The sequence below is a fragment of the Sphingobium sp. B10D7B genome, from assembly GCF_025961955.1.
Taxonomy (GTDB): Bacteria; Pseudomonadota; Alphaproteobacteria; order Sphingomonadales; family Sphingomonadaceae; genus Sphingobium.
The window spans coordinates 1,753,078-1,771,688 of record NZ_JAOQOQ010000001.1 but is presented as its reverse complement, the minus strand read 5'-3'; the positions used below and the strand labels follow the sequence as shown (position 1 = coordinate 1,771,688).

Genomic DNA, 18,611 nt, shown 5'->3' with positions numbered 1-18,611 from the left:
GCCTACCCCTTCGCCTGCCCGTCGAGACGAAGCAATGCCCATTCGGCCTTGATCGGGGCGGAAGGCTCCAGACCGGCCAGCACGACCAGCGGCAGTTCGACACCCAGAAGGGAAAATGTGGACCCGATGTCAGGCATGCGCACGGGCGCTTCATCCAGTCTGATCGCAAGACACGCAATCACGCCACCGACATGGGGCGTTTCGACAATGCCAAGGTGGCGAATTTCCAGCTTGCCCGCAATGGTTTCCGGCGCGTCAAGGATCAGCTTGCCGTCCCGCTTTGAGGCGCGGGTGTAATCGTCGCTGATCAGCATCGCGCCGCGATCGATGAGGCGCAGGGCAAGGTCTGACTTGCCGGACCCGCTTCCGCCGATCAGCAGCACGCCCCTGCCTCCGATGGCGACGCTGGTAGCGTGGATGGTTTGGCATTGGGCGGGATCGTTGCTCATGTGCCGCTGCGCGCCTTCGCGCTGTTTGGCGGGGGCACATCCTGCTCGGCCAGGGGCAGGGTCACGACAAATCGAGCGCCGGCCTTGCCATCGAGGCGCGCCTCGACATGGATGGAGCCGTGGTGGCCCTCCAGAATTGTGCGGGCGATGGCAAGACCCAGGCCGCTGTGATTGCCAAAGCCATCCCGCTCCGGGCGCACGCTGTGGAACCGGCGGAAGATCGCTTCCCGCTCGCTCTCCGGCACGCCGGGGCCCTCGTCTTCCACCGCCACGATAGCCTTGCCGTCTTCGGCTGACAGCGTCAGGCGAATCCGCCCGCCATCGGGCGAGAAGGAGCGGGCATTGTCGATGAGATTATCCACCACGCGGACCAGCTTCTGCGGGTCACCGGAGACGAACACGGCGCCACGGCCCGGCCCTGCATAGCTCAGCCGAACGGCGGGACCATCCTCCCGCGGTGCATGGTTGCGCACCATCCGTCCGATCATCCGCCCGAGATCGATGGTCTCGAACGGCGTGCGCGAGAGCTGTGCGTCGATGCGGGTTGCCTCGGCAATGTCGCTGACCAGCCGGTCGAGCCGGCGCACATCGTCCTGTGCGATGGCGAGCAACTTGGCCTGCAGGGCCGGGTCCTTGATCTGGGCCAGCCCCTCGAGCGCCGAACGCAGCGACGCGATGGGGTTCTTGAGCTCATGGCTCACATCTGCCGCGAAGGCATCGGTCGCATCGATGCGCTGGCGCAATGCCTGGCTCATGTCGGAGACGGCGCGGGCCAGCATCCCGATTTCGTCGCGCCGATCCGGCAGACGCGGCACGATGACTTCCCGCGCGCGCCCCAGGCGCACGCGCACCGCAGCGCGGGCGAGGCGACGGAGCGGCAGCACGATGGTTCGCGCGAGAAAGAGCGAGAGCAGCACGGAGACGAGAATCGCCGCTGCAAAGACGAGGGCAATGCGCAGGCGCTCGGCGCGGACGATATCCGTGATGTCCCGCGTGTTTGCGGTGGCGAGCAGTACGTCGCCGCGCCCGGCTTCGTCGAGCGGGCGGGCGACGCTGAGGAAAGGCGTGCGGTCCGGCGCGAACCGATAGGCCGAAGCTGGCGCGCGGGTGCGGGCGGCCTCGCGGGCTTCCGGCCAGGCATCGCGGCGATCCTGCGCCGGCTCCTTCACATAGGCAGGACGGTCGGCGAGGGCGATGGTCTCGACAACGCGGTCCAGCACGCGCGCCAGCTTGATGTGGAGCGGATCGCGCATTGGATCACGCAGCGTGTAGCTGGGTGGGACGAGGCGAAAGCTATCGGCCAATTTGGTCCCGTCCGCATCATAGATGCGCAGCCGCAAACCCGTGGTCTGCGCTGTGCGCAGCAGCAACCGGGCGCGATCGCTGGCCGGGGCTGTCTCCATCGCAGCGGCGATCAGGGCGGTTTCCCTGCTGATCGACACCAGCCGGCCATCGATCAGCCGCGCCCGATAGCTGTCGAGATAGAAGAAGCCGCCAGCCAGAATGGCGAGCGCGAAAATGTTGACCGCGAGGATCCGCCGGGTGAGCGAGATGCGCGTGGTCCATTCGCCGCTCGCCAGGCGTTCCTCATTCCTCGTTGAAGCGATATCCGGCGCCATAGAGCGTATCGATTGCGTTGAACTCGGGAGCAACTTCGCGGAATTTCCGGCGCAAGCGCTTGATGTGGCTGTCGATGGTGCGGTCGTCGACATAGATGTCGTCCTGATAGGCGGCATCCATCAGTTGATTGCGGGTCTTCACGATGCCGGGCCGCTGGGCCAGCGCCTCGAGAATCAGGAACTCGGTGACGGTCAGCGCGACGTCCCGGCCATCCCATTGCACCCGGTGGCGGGCGGGGTCCATGCTCAGCCGGCCGCGTGCGATGGTTTCGGTCTCGCCTTCGCCGCTATTATCATCGCGCGGCTGGCTGAGCGCGGTGCGGCGCAGCAGCGCCCGGACTCGCGCAATCAGCAGCCGCTGCGAGAAGGGCTTGGCGATATAATCGTCCGCGCCCATCGCAAAGCCGAGCGCTTCGTCCAGCTCGTCGGTCTTGGAAGTCAGGAAGATGAAGGGCAGATCGCTCTTCTCCCGCAGCCGGCGGAGCAGCTCGATGCCGTCCAGATTGGGCATCTTGATGTCGCACACCACGATATCCGGCGGGTTCTCGATCAGCGCCTTGAGCGCAGCCTGCCCATCGGGATAGAGTCGCGTCATGAACCCTTCCGCGATCAGGGCGATGCTGAGCGAAGACAGGATGTTCCGATCGTCGTCGACCAGGGCGATGGTAGCGCTCATCGAGCTTTGCGCCGATCCTCTGACTATTGCTGGTCATTCGGCCTAGACGAACGCGGGACCGGGCGCAACCTGGGCCGGGCGGACGATAGGGAATCCGCTGTTTTGTCCCGCCACCGGACGAAAGCGACAGATGCGCGGCACTGCACAACGGGTGGCGTTTGACGCTGGGCCATCAAACCCTTATGCGCCGGGGACGGGGCTGAATTTGAAGTTTTCTCGCGGAGGACGGCCGTAGGAGCCCGCCCTGCGTTTTTGCTTAGGAGACAGGTGTGCAGGTTATCTCTTCCTTTGGTCTTGGCGACCAAGGCATATCGACGTCGGCTGACGTCAAATGGAATCTTCTGACCGCGCCGTTGGTGGAAGAAGCGGTTCGCAACGGCGAGGGCGTGCTGGCCAAGGATGGGCCGCTGGTTGTCGAGACCGGCAAGCACACCGGCCGCAGCGCGAAAGACAAGTTCATTGTGCGCGATGGTACGACCGAGGACACGGTCGCCTGGGGCGACGTGAACGTGCCGATGACGCCGGCGCAGTTCGCTACGCTCAAGGCAGATTTCTTCGCGGCACTGGGCGAGAAGAAGCAGCTTTACGTCGCCGACCTTTTCGGTGGTTCGCAGCCCGAGCACCGCGTCAACGTGCGCGTGATCAACGAGTTTGCCTGGCACAACCTGTTCATCCGCACGCTGCTTGTGCGCCCCGAGCGCGATGAGCTGGCCGGCTTCAAGCCCGAATATACGATCATCGATCTGCCGACCTTCCGCGCGGACCCCGCCAAATATGGCTGCCGCAGCGAGACGATCATCGCGGTCAACTTCACCGAGAAGCTGATCTTGATCGGCGGCACGGCCTATGCCGGCGAGATGAAGAAGTCGGTATTCTCCATCCTCAATTATCTGCTGCCGGCCAAGGGCATCATGCCGATGCACTGCTCGGCCAATATCGGCCCGAATGGTGACACGGCGGTCTTCTTCGGCCTGTCCGGCACCGGCAAGACGACGCTCAGCGCCGACGCCAGCCGCACGCTGATCGGTGATGACGAGCATGGCTGGTCGGATACTGCCGTCTTCAACTTCGAGGGTGGCTGCTATGCCAAGATGATCCGCCTGTCGGCCGAGGCCGAGCCGGAAATCTTTGCCACCACCAAGCGCTTCGGCACGGTGCTGGAAAATGTCGTGATCGATCCCGACACGCGCGAGATCGATCTGGACGATGCGACGCTGGCGGAGAACAGTCGCGGCTCCTACCCGATCGACTTCATCCCCAATGCCTCGGCCGACAATCTCGGCCCGGTGCCGAAGAACATCATCTTCCTCACCGCCGATGCCTATGGTGTGCTGCCGCCGATCGCGCGTCTCACGCCCGATCAGGCGATGTATCACTTCCTCTCGGGCTATACCGCGCGCGTCGCGGGTACGGAAATCGGCGTGACCGAACCGCAGGCGACCTTCTCGACCTGCTTCGGCGCGCCGTTCATGCCGCGTCGCCCCAGCGTCTACGGCAATCTGCTCAAGGAGCGGATCGCCAAGGGCGGCGTGAAGTGCTGGCTGGTCAACACCGGCTGGACCGGCGGCAAGGCGACCGATCCGGGCATCAGCCGTATGCCGATCAAGGTGACGCGCGCGTTGCTCAACGCGGCGCTCGATGGCAGCCTGAACAACGCTGAATTCCGCATCGATCCCAATTTCGGGTTCGAGGTGCCGGTGGCTGTGGGTGATATTGACCCCAATATGCTCGACCCGCGCGCCGCGTGGAGCGACAAGGCGCGCTATGACGAGACGGCCGCCGAGCTGGTCGGCAAGTTTGTCGCCAACTTCGCGCAGTTCGAGGCCGACGTGGACGCGTCCGTCCGCGACGTGCTGAAGGCTCCCGTCGCGGCCTGAACCCGCGCCGGCTGACGCCTTTGGAGGCTTAAGAGCGGCGGCTGCCCATGCTAGGGTGGCCGCCGTTCTCATATCTGCGGGGGGTGCGCATGAGCATATGGAATGGCCTGTCCGATCGCAGATGATGCCGCGCAAGCTTAGGGTGCCGTCGTGACGACAGATAAAAATCATCGCTTGTTCGGCGATGCCGCCGCCGTCCACGCAATCGGGGAGGGGCTGCTGGATTGCACCTTGCCGCGCGAGCGCTGGACGCATGAGGCCCACCTTGCTGCCTGCTTCTGGCTGATGGTCGAGCGACCGGATATCGATCTGGATCGGGAGATCGCGCCGATCATCCGCCGTTACAATGCCAGCGTGGGCGTGCCGAACGATGATCGCCACGGCTATCATGAAACGATCACGCGCGCGTTCCTCGGGGGAGTGCGGCTTTATCGGGCCGAGCATGTAGGCGGTGCCCTGCTGGATCAGGTCAATGGCCTGCTGACCTCAGCACAGAGCGCACGGGACTGGCCGCTCAATTTCTGGTCGCGCGAGCGTCTCTTCTCGGTCGAAGCGCGGCTGTCCTACACGCCGCCAGACCTGAATACGCCAGCATTGGCGGCGTTGCTTCCCTACCTGCCGCGGGAACCGGATCGCGCCTGAGCAGTAAAAGGGACATGTTTCCCGACCATTGGACACTACCGCCATTATTGGAATCGCTGATGCTGGGCGTTCTCGCCGTTCTGGCGGCTCTGGCTCTGCACTGGATCAGCGTGAGGGTGCTGCGCCGTTTGCTGACCCATGCGCATTCGGAGGGCGGCCTCGCCTTGCTCCGCCGGGCGCAATGGCCGTCGCGCTGGCTGCTGGTCGCCTTCGCGCTGGCGTTCCTCCGTCCGTCGCTAACGTTGGGAGAGCGCGGTCACCTGATCTGGAGCCAGGCGGCGGCGATGATCGTGCCGGGATTGATCGGCTGGCTGGCGGTTGCCCTTATTCGCGGCACGCAGGATGTGGTGGAGCAGCGAACGGATATCAGCGTGGCCGACAATCTCCGGGCCCGGCGAAAGCGCACGCGGACGGGTATTCTCGGCAGGATCGCCGTGGTGCTGGTGATCTTCATCACCCTCTGCCTCATGCTGTTCAGCATCCCCTCGGTGCGGGCGGTGGGTGTGACACTGATGGCCTCGGCTGGCCTTGCGGCCTTGGCGGTCGGCGCGGCTGCGCAGCCCTTGCTCAAAAACGTGATCGCGGGCATCCAGCTTGCCTTCACCGAGCCGATCCGCATCGATGACGTTGTCATCATCGAGGGCGAGTGGGGCAAGATCGAGGCGATTTACATGACCTATGTGGTCGTGGCGGTGTGGGACGAGCGGCGGTTGGTCGTGCCCATCTCCCGCTTTCTCGAAGACAGCTTCCAGAACTGGACTCGCTCGACAAGTCAGTTGCTTGGCTCAGTTTTCTTCCATCTCGACCCAACGGCCGATATCGATCAGTTGCGTGCCCGCTATGAAGCGATCGTGGCTGCCTCGCCGCTCTGGGATGGGCGGGTGAAGGTGCTTCAGGTGACGGAGGTGCGCCCGGACGCTATCGAGGTGCGCGGTCTCGCCAGTGCCCGCAATGCGGGCGAGGCGTTCGACCTGCGCTGCGAAATCCGTGAGAAGGTGCTCGCCTTCATCCGCGATGAGATGCCTCAGGCGCTGCCCCGCCATCGCGGCCTGCTGGCGCGGGATGTAACCGAACGCGTGAACGCGGGGTGATCGCTAGGCGGTGCGTGGCCCAAAGAGAATGATCGCGGCGCCGCATAAACAGACAACGCCGCCCAGCAGATCCCAGCGATCCGGCCTGGTGCCCTCCGCAAGCCAGAGCCAGAGGAGGGCGCTGGCAATATAAACACCCCCATAAGCGGCGTAAGTCCGCCCCGCATAATCGGCTTCCACCAGCGTGAGAAGCCAGGCAAAAACCGCCAGCGAGGCGAGGCCGGGGAGCAGCCAGAGCGGTGATTTGTCGAGCCGCAGCCATGCCCAGAATGCGAAGCAACCGGCGATCTCTGCCAGCGCCGCGCCGATAAAGGCGAAAGCGGTCATTCCGGCTCCGGCATGTCCTTGCCGTCACGGGCCAAGTCGGGCGGGGCGAGGGGAACGGGCAGGGGTTCGACAATCAGCGCCGCGCCCTTTGTGCCCGTCACCCGCACATAGCTGCCGGCATCTGCATCCGGCCCAGTCGCCGTCCAGCTTCCGTCATCGACCTTCACCCGGCCGACGCCATGATTGATCGGTTCGACCACCAGCAATTCGCGGCCAACAAGGCGGGCGGCCCGGTCATTGAGCATCGGGTCTTGCGAGGCGACCGGGCGGGCGAGATACCAGAGCCGTCCGCCGCTCACCGAAATCGCGGTGAAGATGGCAAAGGCGAGCAGCTGGAAGGCCGGATCGATCGGCAGGATCAGACTGAGCCCGGCCGTCAGCGCCGCAGCTACGCCCAGCCAGATGAGAAACACGCCGGGCACGATGATCTCCGCCCCGGCGAGGATCACCGCAAACACACCCCAGAGGATGGAAGGATGCATGCCGTCGAGCATCGGCGTCACGGCGTCCGCGTGTGAGGCACGCCGGTGCCGGACACGGGCCGTGCAGGCGGCGTTGCTCCATGATCTCCCAGCGCTTCCTTGGCGAGCTGGCCGATCCCGCCGAGCGTGCCGATGAGCTGGGTAGCTTCCACCGGGAAGAGGATGGTCTTGGCGTTGCTGGAGGTCGCGAACTTCTCCACCGCCTCGACATATTTCTGCGCCACGAAATAGTTGATCGCCTGGGCATTGCCGCCCGCGATGGCCTCGCTCACCACTTGCGTCGCTCGCGCCTCGGCCTCCGCCTCGCGCTCGCGGGCCTCGGCGTCACGGAACGCTGCCTCACGCCGGCCCTCGGCTTCGAGGATCTGCGCCTGCTTGGCGCCTTCGGCCCGCAGGATCTCGGCGCTCTTGAACCCTTCGGCATCCAGGATATTGGCGCGCTTCTCACGCTCGGCCTTCATCTGCCGGGCCATCGCGTTCACGATGTCCTGCGGCGGGCGGATGTCCTTGATCTCGACGCGGGTGATCTTGACGCCCCAGGCATTGGTGGCGTGATCGACCACGCTCAGCAGCCGGGCGTTGATTTCATCGCGCTTGGAGAGGGTCTCGTCCAAGTCCATCGACCCCATCACCGTGCGCAGATTGGTGGTCGAGAGCTGGAGCAGTGCCGTATTGAGGTGGCTCACCTCATAAGCGGCCTTGGCGGCATCCAGCACCTGGAAGAACACCACCGCATCCACGGCCACCATGGCATTATCGCGGGTAATGATTTCCTGAGACGGAACATCAATCACCTGCTCCATCATGTTGATCTTGCGGCCGACCCGGTAGAAGAAGGCGGGATAGATGTTGAAACCGGGAGACGCGACTTCCGTGAACCGTCCGAACCGTTCAATGGTGTAGCGATGGCCCTGCCGGACGATCTTCACGCTGGCAAACAGATAGAAGATCACCAGAATGGCGATGAACATTGCGAACGTGACCAGATCCATGGTCGATAGCCTCCTGCGCTTGCGGTCGCTACTATGGCCCTTCAGAACAGTGCCGGAAAGCGGAATCGGCAGGATAAGAGGATTGAAAAGGCATGCAGAAGCGTCGTCCGGTCGAGAGAATTGATTTGCCGTTGCGCCTCGTGCGGACGCTGCTGTTCGTACCAGCCTCGCGCCCGCGCGCGATCGAGAAAGCGCGCCAACTCGACTGCGACTTCATCATTCTTGACCTTGAGGATTCGGTGATCGCCGAAGACCGCGACGCCGCCCGGCAGCGCGCCGTGGAGGCTGTGCAGGCCGGGTTCGATGGGCGTCCCTGCGCCATCCGCATCAATGCCGAGGGGCGTCCCGAGCATGGGCTGGACATGGTTGCGGCCCGCAGTGCCGGCGTGCCCTATGTCATCGTGCCAAAGGTAATCGAGGCGCGGCAGGTCCACGACGTCAATCGCGTCACGCAACGGCCGGTCATTGCGATGATCGAGAGCCCGGCGGGGATCATCAATGCCTTGTCCATCGCGCGCGAGCCAGGCGTCTCGGCATTGGTCGCCGGCACCAACGATCTGCGCCGGGGCCTGGCCGTGCCGCCTGATGCGCCCCGCAGCGCGATTTCCTACTCGCTCCAGTCCATCGTGCTGGCAGCGCGCGCCGCAGGAGTGGCCGCGTTCGATGGCGTCTACAACAATCTGGAAGATCCGGCCGGTCTGGCCGCCGAGTGCGACGAGGGGCGGCAGATGGGGTTCGATGGCAAGACCATCATTCACCCCAGCCATATCGATATCGCCAATGATGCCTTCTCCCCCAGCGGCCCGGCGGTGGAACAGGCCCGCGCATTGGTCGAGGCCTTCACCGGTGGCGCCCAGCGCTATGACGGGCGCATGATCGAGGCGATGCACGTCGAGGAAGCCAAGGCGATCATCGACCGGGCCGAGCGTCTGCGCAGCTAGGCTTTGGATCGCGTCGTAACGGATCGCTAACCTGCTTTCTTTACGAATCGCTACATGGATATACCCGCCACTTATGTCGCCCTGACGGAGGGGAGCCTGCGTTTTCTCGCCCTTTCGCATGAGCGTGCACATCTGATCGGCGGCTTGCTGCTCTATGCTATGGTCGCTGCCTGGCCGCTCACGCGCCGCCATCCGGCGTTGCCATTTGCTGCGGTGGCGCTGGCCGAGCTCATCAACGAGAGCCTGCAAGCGGCCTATTACCGGTCGCTGCGCCTCGACGATACACTGTCCGATCTGGTCTGGACGCTTGCCGTGCCAGCCCTTCTGCTCGCGCTAACGCAGATGATCGCCAGCGGTCGTGCGGAGCGCGGAGTGGTCCGTCCCGCCCTCGGATAGGCGCAAACCAGCCTTCCCGCGCTTCTCTTTGACGACCCCCTAGCCCTGCACGGGGGAAATGGTTACATGGGCCGCCACTGATTCCCCCAAGGGGTCTCTCCAGATCAGGTGGCGACATATATGGACATTCGGCTCGGCCTCACTTTCGACGACGTGCTTCTTCAGCCGGGCGAGTCCGATGTGCTGCCGAGTCAGGCCGATGTGTCCACGCGGGTCAGCCGCAACATTTCGCTGAATATCCCCATTCTTTCCTCGGCCATGGACACCGTGACTGAGGAAGACATGGCCATCGTGATGGCGCAGCTCGGCGGCATCGGCGTCTTGCACCGCAATCTCTCCATCGAGGAGCAGTGCGCGGCGGTGCGGGCGGTCAAGCGGTTCGAGAGCGGCATGGTCGTCAATCCGATCACTATAGGCCCGGATCAGCCTTTGTCCGAGGCGCAGGCGCTGATGGCGCGGCACAAGATCAGCGGCATTCCCGTTGTGGAGTCGACCGGCAAGCTGGTCGGCATCCTGACGAACCGCGACGTGCGCTTTGCCGAAAACCCGGCTCAGCCGGTGCGCGAGCTGATGACGCATGAGAATCTCGCGACCGTGCGCACCGGCGTTTCGCAGGACGAGGCCCGGCGCTTGCTGCATCAGCGCCGGATCGAGAAGCTGCTGGTGGTCGATGATGCCTTCCGCTGCGTGGGCCTCATCACCGTCAAGGATATTGAGAAGGCCGTCACCTATCCGCAGGCCACCAAGGACGCTTCCGGCCGCCTGCGCGTCGCCGCGGCAACGACGGTCGGCGACAAGGGTATCGAACGCACCGAAGCGCTGATCGACGCCGAATGCGACCTGATCGTGGTCGATACCGCCCATGGCCACTCGAAGATGGTGGCCGAAAGCGTCGCGCGCATTCGCAAGCTCTCCAATGAGATCCAGCTCGTGGCGGGCAATGTCGCGACCGCCGAGGCCACGCGCGCGCTGATCGACGCCGGCGCGGACGGCGTGAAGGTTGGCATCGGCCCCGGTTCGATCTGCACCACGCGCGTGGTCGCCGGTGTCGGCGTTCCGCAGCTCACCGCGATCATGGATGCGGCGCAGGAAGCGCTCAAGAGCGGTATTCCGGTGATCGCCGATGGCGGCCTGCGCACCTCGGGCGACGTCGCCAAGGCGCTGGCGGCTGGCGGCGCTGCGGTGATGATCGGATCGATGCTGGCCGGCACGCAGGAAGCACCGGGCGAGACGTTCCTTTATCAGGGCCGGGCCTATAAGAGCTATCGCGGCATGGGCTCCGTCGGCGCGATGGCGCGCGGCAGCGCGGACCGCTATTTCCAGCAAGATATCAAGGACCAGATGAAGCTGGTGCCCGAAGGCATCGAAGGGCAGGTGCCCTATAAGGGGCCGGCGCGCGATGTCATCCATCAGCTGGTCGGCGGTGTGAAGGCCGCCATGGGCTATACCGGCAGCAAGACGATCCGCGAACTGCAGGAGCGCGCCCGCTTCGTGCAGATCACCAATGCCGGTCTCTCCGAGAGCCATGTGCATGACGTGACGATCACGCGTGAAGCGCCGAATTATCCCACACGATAAAGATATCAGCCCTGCATTGGGGGCAGCGGTATGACGCCCGCCGCGCGGGTGCAGGCCGCCATCGATCTGCTCGATCTCATCATCGCCAGTGCGCGCGATGATGGTGCCGCCGCCGATACGCAGATCGCCCGCTATTTTCGTGAGCGTCGCTATGCCGGGTCGAAGGATCGCCGCGCGGTGCGCGATCTCGTCTATCGCGCTGTGCGGGCCTATGGCGATCCGCCGCTGTCCGGCCGTGCGGCCATGGTCGGCCTGGCGCGCGCGGATGCGGCGCTGGCGGCGCTGTTTGATGGCTCGGCCCATGCGCCGACGCCCTTGGGCGAAGCGGAACGGGGGCCGGATGGCTCGCGTCTGCCGGGCTGGACCGCCGAGGCTTTCGCGGAACTGGTCGATGAGGCCGAGCAGGAAGCACTGCTCGATCGTGCGCCTCTCCACGTTCGGCGTAACCCGCTGAGGGCAAGCGATGCGGATATTTTGGCGCGTTGGTCTGACGCCCGGCCGATCGAGGCAACGACATATGGCTATGCGCTGCCGGCCGGGACGGACGTGCCCGATGATGGCATGGCCGAGGTGCAGGATGCCGGGAGTCAGCTGATCGCGCAGGCCTGTCACGCCACGCCCGGCCTGACCGTGCTCGATCTGTGCGCCGGGGCAGGGGGCAAGACGCTCGCCCTGGCGGCGGACATGGTCAAAGACGGCGCCCTTGCCGGGCGGCTGGTCGCGGCCGATGCGGTGCGTGACCGCCTCGCGCGGTTGACGCCGCGTGCCGAGCGCGCCGGCTATGGCGGACAGATCGAACCGCTGTTGCTCGATTCTGGTCGGGAGGAAGCGGCGCTCAAGCCGCTCGTCGGGCAGTGCGACCTCATCTTGATCGATGCGCCCTGCAGTGGATCGGGCACCTGGCGACGCAACCCCGAGGCGCGCTGGCGGCTAACGCCGGCGCGGCTGGACCGCGTGGTTGCGCTTCAGGCGCGGCTGCTGCGGCTCGCGCTACCGCTGGTGAAGCCGGGCGGGCGCTTGGTCTATGCGGTCTGCTCGCTGATCGACCGGGAAGGGCGCGATCAAATTCAGCAAATCGTCAGGACCGATCCCCTATGGCAGCCGGTACACTCTGCCGGGTCGGAACAGGCGCCGGGTCGTTCATGGGGCGAGGGTATTTTACTCACGCCTGCACATGACGGAACCGACGGCTTTTTCTTCGCGGTGCTTGAAAAACCATGCTAGCGTCGTCGACCATGGCGTCTGTTGCGCAGGGCTCGATCTGGGAGACAATCATGCGGTTCACCCCCGCCTCCATTTTACTTGCGAGTGCGCTTGCCCTGTCGGCGAGCAGTGGATTTTCCCAGCAGAGCGCGACGCCCGCGCCCAGCCCGCGCGCAGTCGAGTGGATGGCGAAGGGCAAGGCGGCGGCAGATGCCGGCGATCTTACCAAGGCCCGCGATGCCTACGAAACTGCGCTGCTTCTGGCGCCCGATCAGCCCGGTATCTTCATGTCGCTGGCCAAGATCGCCCGCGCCCAGAAGCTCCCCGGCAAGGCGATCCGCTATTATGGTCGCGCGCTGGATCTGGAGCCCGGCAATCAGGCGGCCCTGCAAGGCGAAGGGCTCGCGATGCTGGACAAGGGCGCGGTGGAAAGCGCCCGCGAGACGCTCGCCAAGCTGCGCCTGCTCTGCAAGACGCAATGTGCCAGTGCGGATCAGCTGGCGTCCGCGATCGCCACGACCAAGCCGCCGGTGACGACGGCCGAGGCCGTCACCAACGCGCCGAAGGTCGAACAGCAGTAAATTTCGCGCCGTGAAGCTGCTCAGCGTCCCATCAGGCGTGCGAGCATCACGAAATCGTCCACGCTGAGTGTCTCGGCGCGGCGGCTGGGGTCGATTCCGGCTTCCGTCAAAGCATCCAGCGCGCCGGGCAGCCCCTTGAGGCTCTGCCGGAGCATCTTGCGCCGCTGACCGAAGGCGGCGGCCGTCAACCGACTGAGCGTTGCGACCTCGACCCCGCCGGGCGCGTCGGCCGGGACGAGATGGACCACAGCGGACATGACCTTGGGCGGCGGCGTGAAGGCCGACCGATGGACTTTCATCGCGATGCGCGCACGGCTGCGCCACTGGGCCAGCACCGCCAGCCGCCCATAGGCATCGCTGCCGGGCTGCGCGACGATCCGCTCGGCCACCTCAGCCTGGAACATGAGCGAGGCGGAGAGCCACCAGGGCGGCCACACGCCGCTCTCCAGCCAGCCGACGAGCAGAGCCGTTCCGATATTATAAGGCAGGTTCGCGACGATATGCGCCGGTCCGCCGCAGGCCTCCACGGGGTCGACCCGCAAAGCATCATCCTCGATGACGCGCAACTGGCCAGGAAAGGCCGCTGCAACTTCGGCCAACGCCGGAATGCAGCGGGCGTCACGTTCGACGGCCGTGACCTGGGCGCCGGCGCGAAGGAGAGCGCGGGTCAGCCCGCCGGGACCGGGGCCAACCTCGAATACGCGCGCGCCTGTCAGATCCCCCGGAATCGCGGCGATGCGATCCAGCAACTGCTCGTCCAGCAGGAAGTTCTGGCCCAGCGCCTTGGTGGCCCGCAGGCCATGCGTGGCAATGACCTCGCGCAGCGGTGGAAGTGGGGTCATGAGGGCTGGCAGGGATCGACCCAGGCGCGGCGATTGAGCTCGGCCTGTTGCGCCATGCGAATGGCGGCGATCATCGCGCCGGGATGCGCCTGATCCTTGCCGGCCAGATCGAACGCCGTGCCATGGTCGGGCGATGTCCGCACGATCGGCAGGCCCAGCGTGATGTTCACGCCCTCATCGAAGTCCAGCGCCTTGATCGGGATCAGCGCCTGATCGTGGTAGCAGCACAAGGCTGCATCGTAGAGCGCACGGGCGCGGGGCGTGAACAAGGCATCCGGCGAATGCGGCCCGGAAATGTCGAGGCCGTCTTCGCGCAATTGTTCGAGCATCGGCGCAATCAGCGTTGTTTCTTCCGCGCCGAGCATCCCGTTCTCACCCGCATGGGGATTGAGGCCGGCCATGGCGAGGCGCGGGTTCTCGATGCCGAACAGGCGCTTGAGACCGCGCGCGGTGGCCAACGCGCGGGAGCGGATGAGCGCGGCAGTGAGTGCCTCCGGCACCTCTGTATAGGGAATATGGATGGTGAGCGGCACAACCCGTAGCGAAGGGCCCGCCAGCATCATCACCACATTGCCGCGCGAGACGCCGCAGCGCTCGGCCACGAACTCGGTTTGACCCGGGTGCGTGAAGCCGACTTGGGACAGCTGGGATTTGGAGACGGGCGCGGTCACAAGGGCGCTGGCGCTTTCCGCCCTCACCAGCCCCGTGGCCGCTTCCAGCGCTTGGAACGCGCAGCGCGCGCCATCGATCGAGGGCTGGCCGGGGATGATCTCACCGGCGTCGGCGACCTGCAGGCAGGGCAGCGCCTTGCCGAACACCGCATCGGCTTCGATCGGGTCGCCGATCATCGCTACCGGGCCTTGCCAGACCGCAGCGATGGCGGCGCTGTCACCGACCGCAAAGAAAGGCGGGAGAGTGTGCGCGTCCCGCGCTTCCCAGGCTTTCGCGGTGACCTCCGGGCCGATCCCTGCGGGATCGCCCAGCGATATCGCGATCGGCCGCGGCAGCGCGGACGCGGAATACATCGTGCGGAAGACGTCAGTTATAGTCGATCACCGCATCGCGACGGAGGTCGCGGAGATATGTGCGTGCACGCTTGTTCACGCGGTCTTCCTCCATCTGCGCCATGATCGACTCCACCGAGGGTGCGCTCGCGTCTGGCGGATCGTCCCGGCCGCATAAAACGAGCGCGCGGACGCCTTCCGTTGCCGAGCCAAAGGGCGGCGTGGATTCGCCGACCTGCATCGAGAGCAGAATGGACTGGAGCTGCGGCGGCAGGTTGCGCGCCTGAATATCGTTTTCGATGACTGTCGCACCGACGCCCTTGGCCATCGCCTCTACCGATCCACAGCCCTGAAGCTTCTTGAGGGCTTCCCCGAATGCGTTGGCCCGGCGCTGGGCTTCGGCCGCCGATGTGCCGGCGGGAAAGTCGATGGCGACCTGCTTGAGGCTCAGAACGGCGTCGCGTGCGTCGGCCATCAGCACCTGGCGCTTGTCGATCAGATAGACGAGCGAAAATCCGCCCGGAATAGCAATCGGGCCGGCGATCTGGCCGACCTGAAGCCGCTGCGCAGCTTCGGCCAGTGGCTCGGGCAACTGCGCGGCGCGCACCCAGCCAAGGTCGCCGCCGACCGCGGCGGTCGATGCTTCCGAATATTGCCGCGCATAGGCCTGGAACGAGCCACCCTGGCGAATCTGCGCCATGATCTTCTGGGCGTTCTCGGCCACCTGCTGGCTGTTCGACGGGTTGGCGGAGAGATAGATCTCGCCGATGTGGAACTCTTCCTTGCCCTTGGCGGCCTGGAGACGCTCATAGGTCGAGCGGACCTCGTCCTCGGAGACGTTCACGAAAGGCTGGACCTGACGCCGCAGCAGGCGGCTCCACGCGACCTCGCCTTCGATCTGGCGCCGGATGCTGCGCGCGGATGAGCCCTGCGCGGCAAGATATTTTGCGAAATTGTCCGGCGTGTAGCGGAAGTTCGCGGCGACGCGGGCGAAGTTCTCGTCAAGCTCGGCGGCGGGGACGCGAATGTCCTTGGCCGCTGCCTCCTGAATCTGCAGCGTCTCGTCGATGAGGTTGCGCAGCACTTGCAGACGCAGACGGTCCTTTTCCTCGGCACTGACATTGCCGCCATTGGCGAGAACCACCAGCGCGAGCCGCTGCTCCACATCCGTCTGGGTAATGACCTCGCCGTTCACCAGCGCCGTCGCGGTGCGGACATTGGGGTCGCGCTTGCCGAACAGCACCACCGAGGCGGGAATATCGAGCGCGGACGCGGTCGCACCGGCGGCATCCTCAGCCTGGCCTTCCGGCGCTTGAGCAATTGCTGAGCACGCCAAAAGGCCCGTCGCGGCGCCTGCAAGAATCCGGGCGGTGAAACGGGAGGAAATCCTTTTCACGCTGTTCACGTCAGTCAAACTTGCTCTCCATTCAGAAGCAGGCGGCCTCAAGAGGCCGCGGACCTGCCCGGCGGATTAATGCGCGGCGGCTGAACCGGGCCTGAGCGACGGATGACGCCCGGCCTTCACACCCTTTGCGAAGCTGGAGTCTTTACAGGCCGAGATTCTTAAATACCAGCCGCAGTTGAAACGAATTGCCGCGACGGGCGTCGCCGACCGTCTGGTAATCGCGCCGCCAGGTGAAGCCGAGTTCCAGGCAGTCATCCTCATAGGCGATGCCGAGGCGGTGGCGCACCGGCTCGAAGCCGGACAGGGTGCTCGTCGGATCGTCCCGCTGACCGGTCAGATCGATATTCGTCGAGCCGAAGACCGACCAGAAGCGCGCAAAGGCGACGCGCGCTGCGAGGCGGATTTCCTCGACATCGCGCAGATCCTCGACGCCGGACGTGATGTTCCGGTCCAGTCGCAGATAGCCGACCTCGGCATAAGTGCGGCGCGTACCAACCGTCGCCTCGATCTCGTTGCGGCGGACGGCAAATCCATCCTTGTCGAGGCGGAAGCGGTGGGTGAATGAGAGGAAATCCTTGTAGCGGATCTCCGAACGACCAACGATGTCCGACAGCCGATCGGACAGGCCGGTGCCATTGGGCAGCAGGGACGGGCGGTCATCGATGCGGTAGCTCTGGCCGACGGTGGTATCGAACGAGAAATTCGGCACGTCGAAGCGGTAGTCGAACCCATAGGTGATGCGGGTCGAATCCTCGAAGCGGTCATAGCCGGGGAAGCGATTGAGCGCGAAGAGGTTGGAATCCTCCAGGTCAATCGCGCGGGCATCCTCGTTGGGTACATTCAGGTTGGCGAGGCGCGGCGCGGCAACCAGCTGGATGCGTGGTGTCAGGCGCTGGGTGCCGCCAAAAGCCTGCCCGATGAACGGCCAGCGCACATCCAGCGCCAAGGCGGCGATTCCTCGCGTCTGCCAGCCTTCCTCACCGCGATAGACCACCGTTGGCGAAAGATCGTTCTGCGCGCTGTTGTAGACGTCGCCGCGGGCATAGGCGGTCAACGAGACTTCCTGTCCCATGCCGGTCAGCCGGCTCTGCTTCCAGGTGAAGCCGACGAACGCGCGCTGGGTATCCTGCCCATCCGTGCGGAGGATCGACAGGCTGTTGGCCTGCAGTTCCACCCGTCCGCCGAACAGCGGATCGGTGGTGCGCAGGCGGTAATCGATGGCGGGAATGGCGATAGGAACCTGGCCGGCCCGGTCCCCCGAGCGCAATGACTGAAAGGCCCAGCCGGCAATCGAGAGATAACTGCGCGTGCCGATCCGCTCCAGATTGAGCGTGGAGCGCAGACGGTCCTCGTGGCTCAGGTCATAGCGATTGAGAAAGGTGCGGTCGGACGCGTAACGCAGCGATCCGGTCAATGACCAGAGCGGGTCGAACTGGAATTTGCCGCTGGCAGCGATGTAGCCGCGCAGACGCTCATCGCTGGTGACATCGGTTTCGCCCGTAACCGGCGTGACGGCGCTGACCGTGCCATAACCGGTGATCTGGTAGGCGCCCTTAGACAGCAGGGCGCGATAGCTTGCGCCGAGCATCGGCAGCACCGCGCTGTAGACATAGGGCGTGAGCGTCAGATCGCGATTGGGCGCAAGCCGCCAGTAATAGGGCTGTACATATTGCACGCCGTTGCGCCGATCATAGCCGATATCCGGCACCAGCAAGCCGCTGCTTCCTTCATCGCCAATGCTGTGGCGCAGGCCCGGCAGGGGAAGCAGGGGCAGGCCGAACATGCTGACGCGCGCATTCTCATAACGCACCCGCTGGCGAGCCTCGTCCAGAATGACGCGATCGGCCTGGATTTGCCAGGTTGGCTCCTTGGGGCAGCCCTTGACCGTCTCGACCTTGCAGGGCGTGAATGCCGCCTTGTCCAGCACGTAGATGTTGTCGGTGCGCTGGGCCTTCACCGCCGCCAGCCGATTCTCGCTGTTGGTGACGATCAGCAGATTTTCGATGACGCCGTCCCGCAGGCTTTCGGTGACGTCCATCTCGTCGGCATAAGCGCGGTCGCCACGCTCATTGACGAGCAGCACATCGCCGCGCGCGATGACGGTGCCGGCCTTGCGATCCCACTCCACCTGATCGGCGGACAGATTGGCATCCTGCCGGGCAACGCGGACATTGCCGGAGGCGCGCACGATATCGGCATTGCTGTCGTAATCGATCCGGTCGGCCTGGAAATTGATCTCGTTCTTGGAGACAGGCGCTGCCGGCATGGGGACGGCCTCGGCCTCTTCCTTGGCCGGGCGGTCCTGAAAATCCGGTTCGGCGCCGGCGGGGATATCCTGCGGCGCCACATTGTCGATGGTGAGTGGCGGTTCGCCCTGCGTCGGCGGCTCGCCCTGCGTCTGGGCGTAGGCCGGCGCCGCCATGACCATCGCCAGAATCAGAGCTGGCGCGCTGATGCACAGGCGCACGCGCATCATGGTCCGCTCGCGCGCGTCACGGCTCATCGT

At 65.1% G+C, this 18,611-nt stretch carries 18 protein-coding genes; 8 read left to right on the top strand and 10 right to left on the bottom strand.

Translation table 11 applies throughout. The annotated features are described in order from the left end of the window. Window positions 1–2 precede the first annotated feature (2 nt). Genes M2331_RS08420 through M2331_RS08410 form a run of 3 tightly spaced genes read right to left on the bottom strand, consistent with a single transcriptional unit; the run spans window position 3 to window position 2,744 of the window. Window positions 3–449, bottom strand: a complete 447-nt coding sequence (locus M2331_RS08420; protein WP_181559867.1) for an HPr kinase/phosphorylase — start codon at window positions 447–449, stop codon at window positions 3–5. Continuing rightward, on the bottom strand, window positions 446–2,068 hold the full coding sequence (locus M2331_RS08415; RefSeq protein ID WP_181559866.1) for a stimulus-sensing domain-containing protein: 1,623 nt from the start codon (window positions 2,066–2,068) through the stop codon (window positions 446–448). The genes M2331_RS08420 and M2331_RS08415 overlap by 4 nt, the downstream gene beginning before the upstream one ends. Further along, the gene (locus M2331_RS08410) at window positions 2,037–2,744 is read right to left on the bottom strand and encodes a response regulator transcription factor (RefSeq protein WP_181559865.1); all 708 of its coding nucleotides are present in this window, start codon (window positions 2,742–2,744) and stop codon (window positions 2,037–2,039) included. Before M2331_RS08410 ends, M2331_RS08415 begins: the two co-directional genes overlap by 32 nt. 269 nt (window positions 2,745–3,013) lie before the next feature. Here M2331_RS08410 and M2331_RS08405 point away from each other — a divergent pair, with 269 nt between their 5' ends. From M2331_RS08405 to M2331_RS08395, 3 genes are all read left to right on the top strand, one after another. Then, window positions 3,014–4,621: a phosphoenolpyruvate carboxykinase gene (locus tag M2331_RS08405; RefSeq protein WP_181559864.1), complete on the top strand. Its 1,608-nt coding sequence runs from the start codon at window positions 3,014–3,016 to the stop codon at window positions 4,619–4,621. A gap of 150 nt (window positions 4,622–4,771) precedes the next feature. Then, on the top strand, window positions 4,772–5,263 hold the full coding sequence (locus tag M2331_RS08400) for a hypothetical protein (protein ID WP_181559863.1): 492 nt from the start codon (window positions 4,772–4,774) through the stop codon (window positions 5,261–5,263). A 59-nt stretch (window positions 5,264–5,322) separates the two neighbouring features. Then, window positions 5,323–6,354 carry a mechanosensitive ion channel family protein gene (locus M2331_RS08395; protein WP_181559862.1) on the top strand — a complete coding sequence of 344 codons (1,032 nt, stop codon included), beginning with the start codon at window positions 5,323–5,325 and terminating at the stop codon, window positions 6,352–6,354. A gap of 3 nt (window positions 6,355–6,357) precedes the next feature. On the opposite strand, the gene M2331_RS08390 is transcribed toward M2331_RS08395, so the two are convergent. The 3 genes from M2331_RS08390 to M2331_RS08380 are packed head-to-tail and all read right to left on the bottom strand — an operon-like array spanning window position 6,358 to window position 8,155. Beyond that, entirely contained in the window at window positions 6,358–6,681 is a 324-nt protein-coding gene (locus M2331_RS08390) for a YnfA family protein (RefSeq protein WP_181559861.1), read from the bottom strand. After that, a complete protein-coding gene (locus M2331_RS08385; RefSeq protein ID WP_264592337.1) occupies window positions 6,678–7,163 on the bottom strand; it encodes an NfeD family protein in 486 nt (161 codons plus the stop codon). Before M2331_RS08385 ends, M2331_RS08390 begins: the two co-directional genes overlap by 4 nt. Before the next feature lie 17 nt (window positions 7,164–7,180). After that, window positions 7,181–8,155 carry an SPFH domain-containing protein gene (locus tag M2331_RS08380; protein ID WP_181559860.1) on the bottom strand — a complete coding sequence of 325 codons (975 nt, stop codon included), beginning with the start codon at window positions 8,153–8,155 and terminating at the stop codon, window positions 7,181–7,183. 125 nt (window positions 8,156–8,280) lie between these two features. Between M2331_RS08380 and M2331_RS08375 the strand changes: the two genes are divergently transcribed. The 5 genes from M2331_RS08375 (at window position 8,281) to M2331_RS08355 (ending at window position 12,854) form a co-directional block, all read left to right on the top strand. Beyond that, on the top strand, window positions 8,281–9,096 hold the full coding sequence (locus tag M2331_RS08375) for an HpcH/HpaI aldolase/citrate lyase family protein (protein WP_181561426.1): 816 nt from the start codon (window positions 8,281–8,283) through the stop codon (window positions 9,094–9,096). 54 nt (window positions 9,097–9,150) lie between these two features. Continuing rightward, window positions 9,151–9,492: a hypothetical protein gene (locus M2331_RS08370; protein ID WP_181559859.1), complete on the top strand. Its 342-nt coding sequence runs from the start codon at window positions 9,151–9,153 to the stop codon at window positions 9,490–9,492. Window positions 9,493–9,612: 120 nt separating this feature from the next. Continuing rightward, window positions 9,613–11,070, top strand: a complete 1,458-nt coding sequence (gene guaB / locus M2331_RS08365) for an IMP dehydrogenase (RefSeq protein ID WP_181559858.1) — start codon at window positions 9,613–9,615, stop codon at window positions 11,068–11,070. Between the two features lie 30 nt (window positions 11,071–11,100). Continuing rightward, on the top strand, window positions 11,101–12,294 hold the full coding sequence (locus M2331_RS08360) for an RsmB/NOP family class I SAM-dependent RNA methyltransferase (protein WP_181559857.1): 1,194 nt from the start codon (window positions 11,101–11,103) through the stop codon (window positions 12,292–12,294). 50 nt (window positions 12,295–12,344) lie between these two features. Beyond that, on the top strand, window positions 12,345–12,854 hold the full coding sequence (locus M2331_RS08355) for a tetratricopeptide repeat protein (RefSeq protein ID WP_181559856.1): 510 nt from the start codon (window positions 12,345–12,347) through the stop codon (window positions 12,852–12,854). Between the two features lie 20 nt (window positions 12,855–12,874). Here the strand turns inward: M2331_RS08355 and rsmA are convergent, their stop codons facing one another. The 4 genes from rsmA to M2331_RS08335 all read right to left on the bottom strand — a co-directional run bounded on the left by rsmA (window position 12,875) and on the right by M2331_RS08335 (window position 18,608). After that, a complete protein-coding gene (gene rsmA, locus M2331_RS08350) occupies window positions 12,875–13,696 on the bottom strand; it encodes a 16S rRNA (adenine(1518)-N(6)/adenine(1519)-N(6))-dimethyltransferase RsmA (RefSeq protein ID WP_181559855.1) in 822 nt (273 codons plus the stop codon). After that, entirely contained in the window at window positions 13,693–14,721 is a 1,029-nt protein-coding gene (gene pdxA, locus M2331_RS08345) for a 4-hydroxythreonine-4-phosphate dehydrogenase PdxA (RefSeq protein ID WP_181559854.1), read from the bottom strand. The genes rsmA and pdxA overlap by 4 nt, the downstream gene beginning before the upstream one ends. Before the next feature lie 13 nt (window positions 14,722–14,734). Beyond that, on the bottom strand, window positions 14,735–16,105 hold the full coding sequence (locus M2331_RS08340) for a peptidylprolyl isomerase (protein WP_181561425.1): 1,371 nt from the start codon (window positions 16,103–16,105) through the stop codon (window positions 14,735–14,737). Between the two features lie 142 nt (window positions 16,106–16,247). Beyond that, window positions 16,248–18,608, bottom strand: a complete 2,361-nt coding sequence (locus tag M2331_RS08335; protein WP_181559853.1) for an LPS-assembly protein LptD — start codon at window positions 18,606–18,608, stop codon at window positions 16,248–16,250. Window positions 18,609–18,611: the final 3 nt, after the last annotated feature.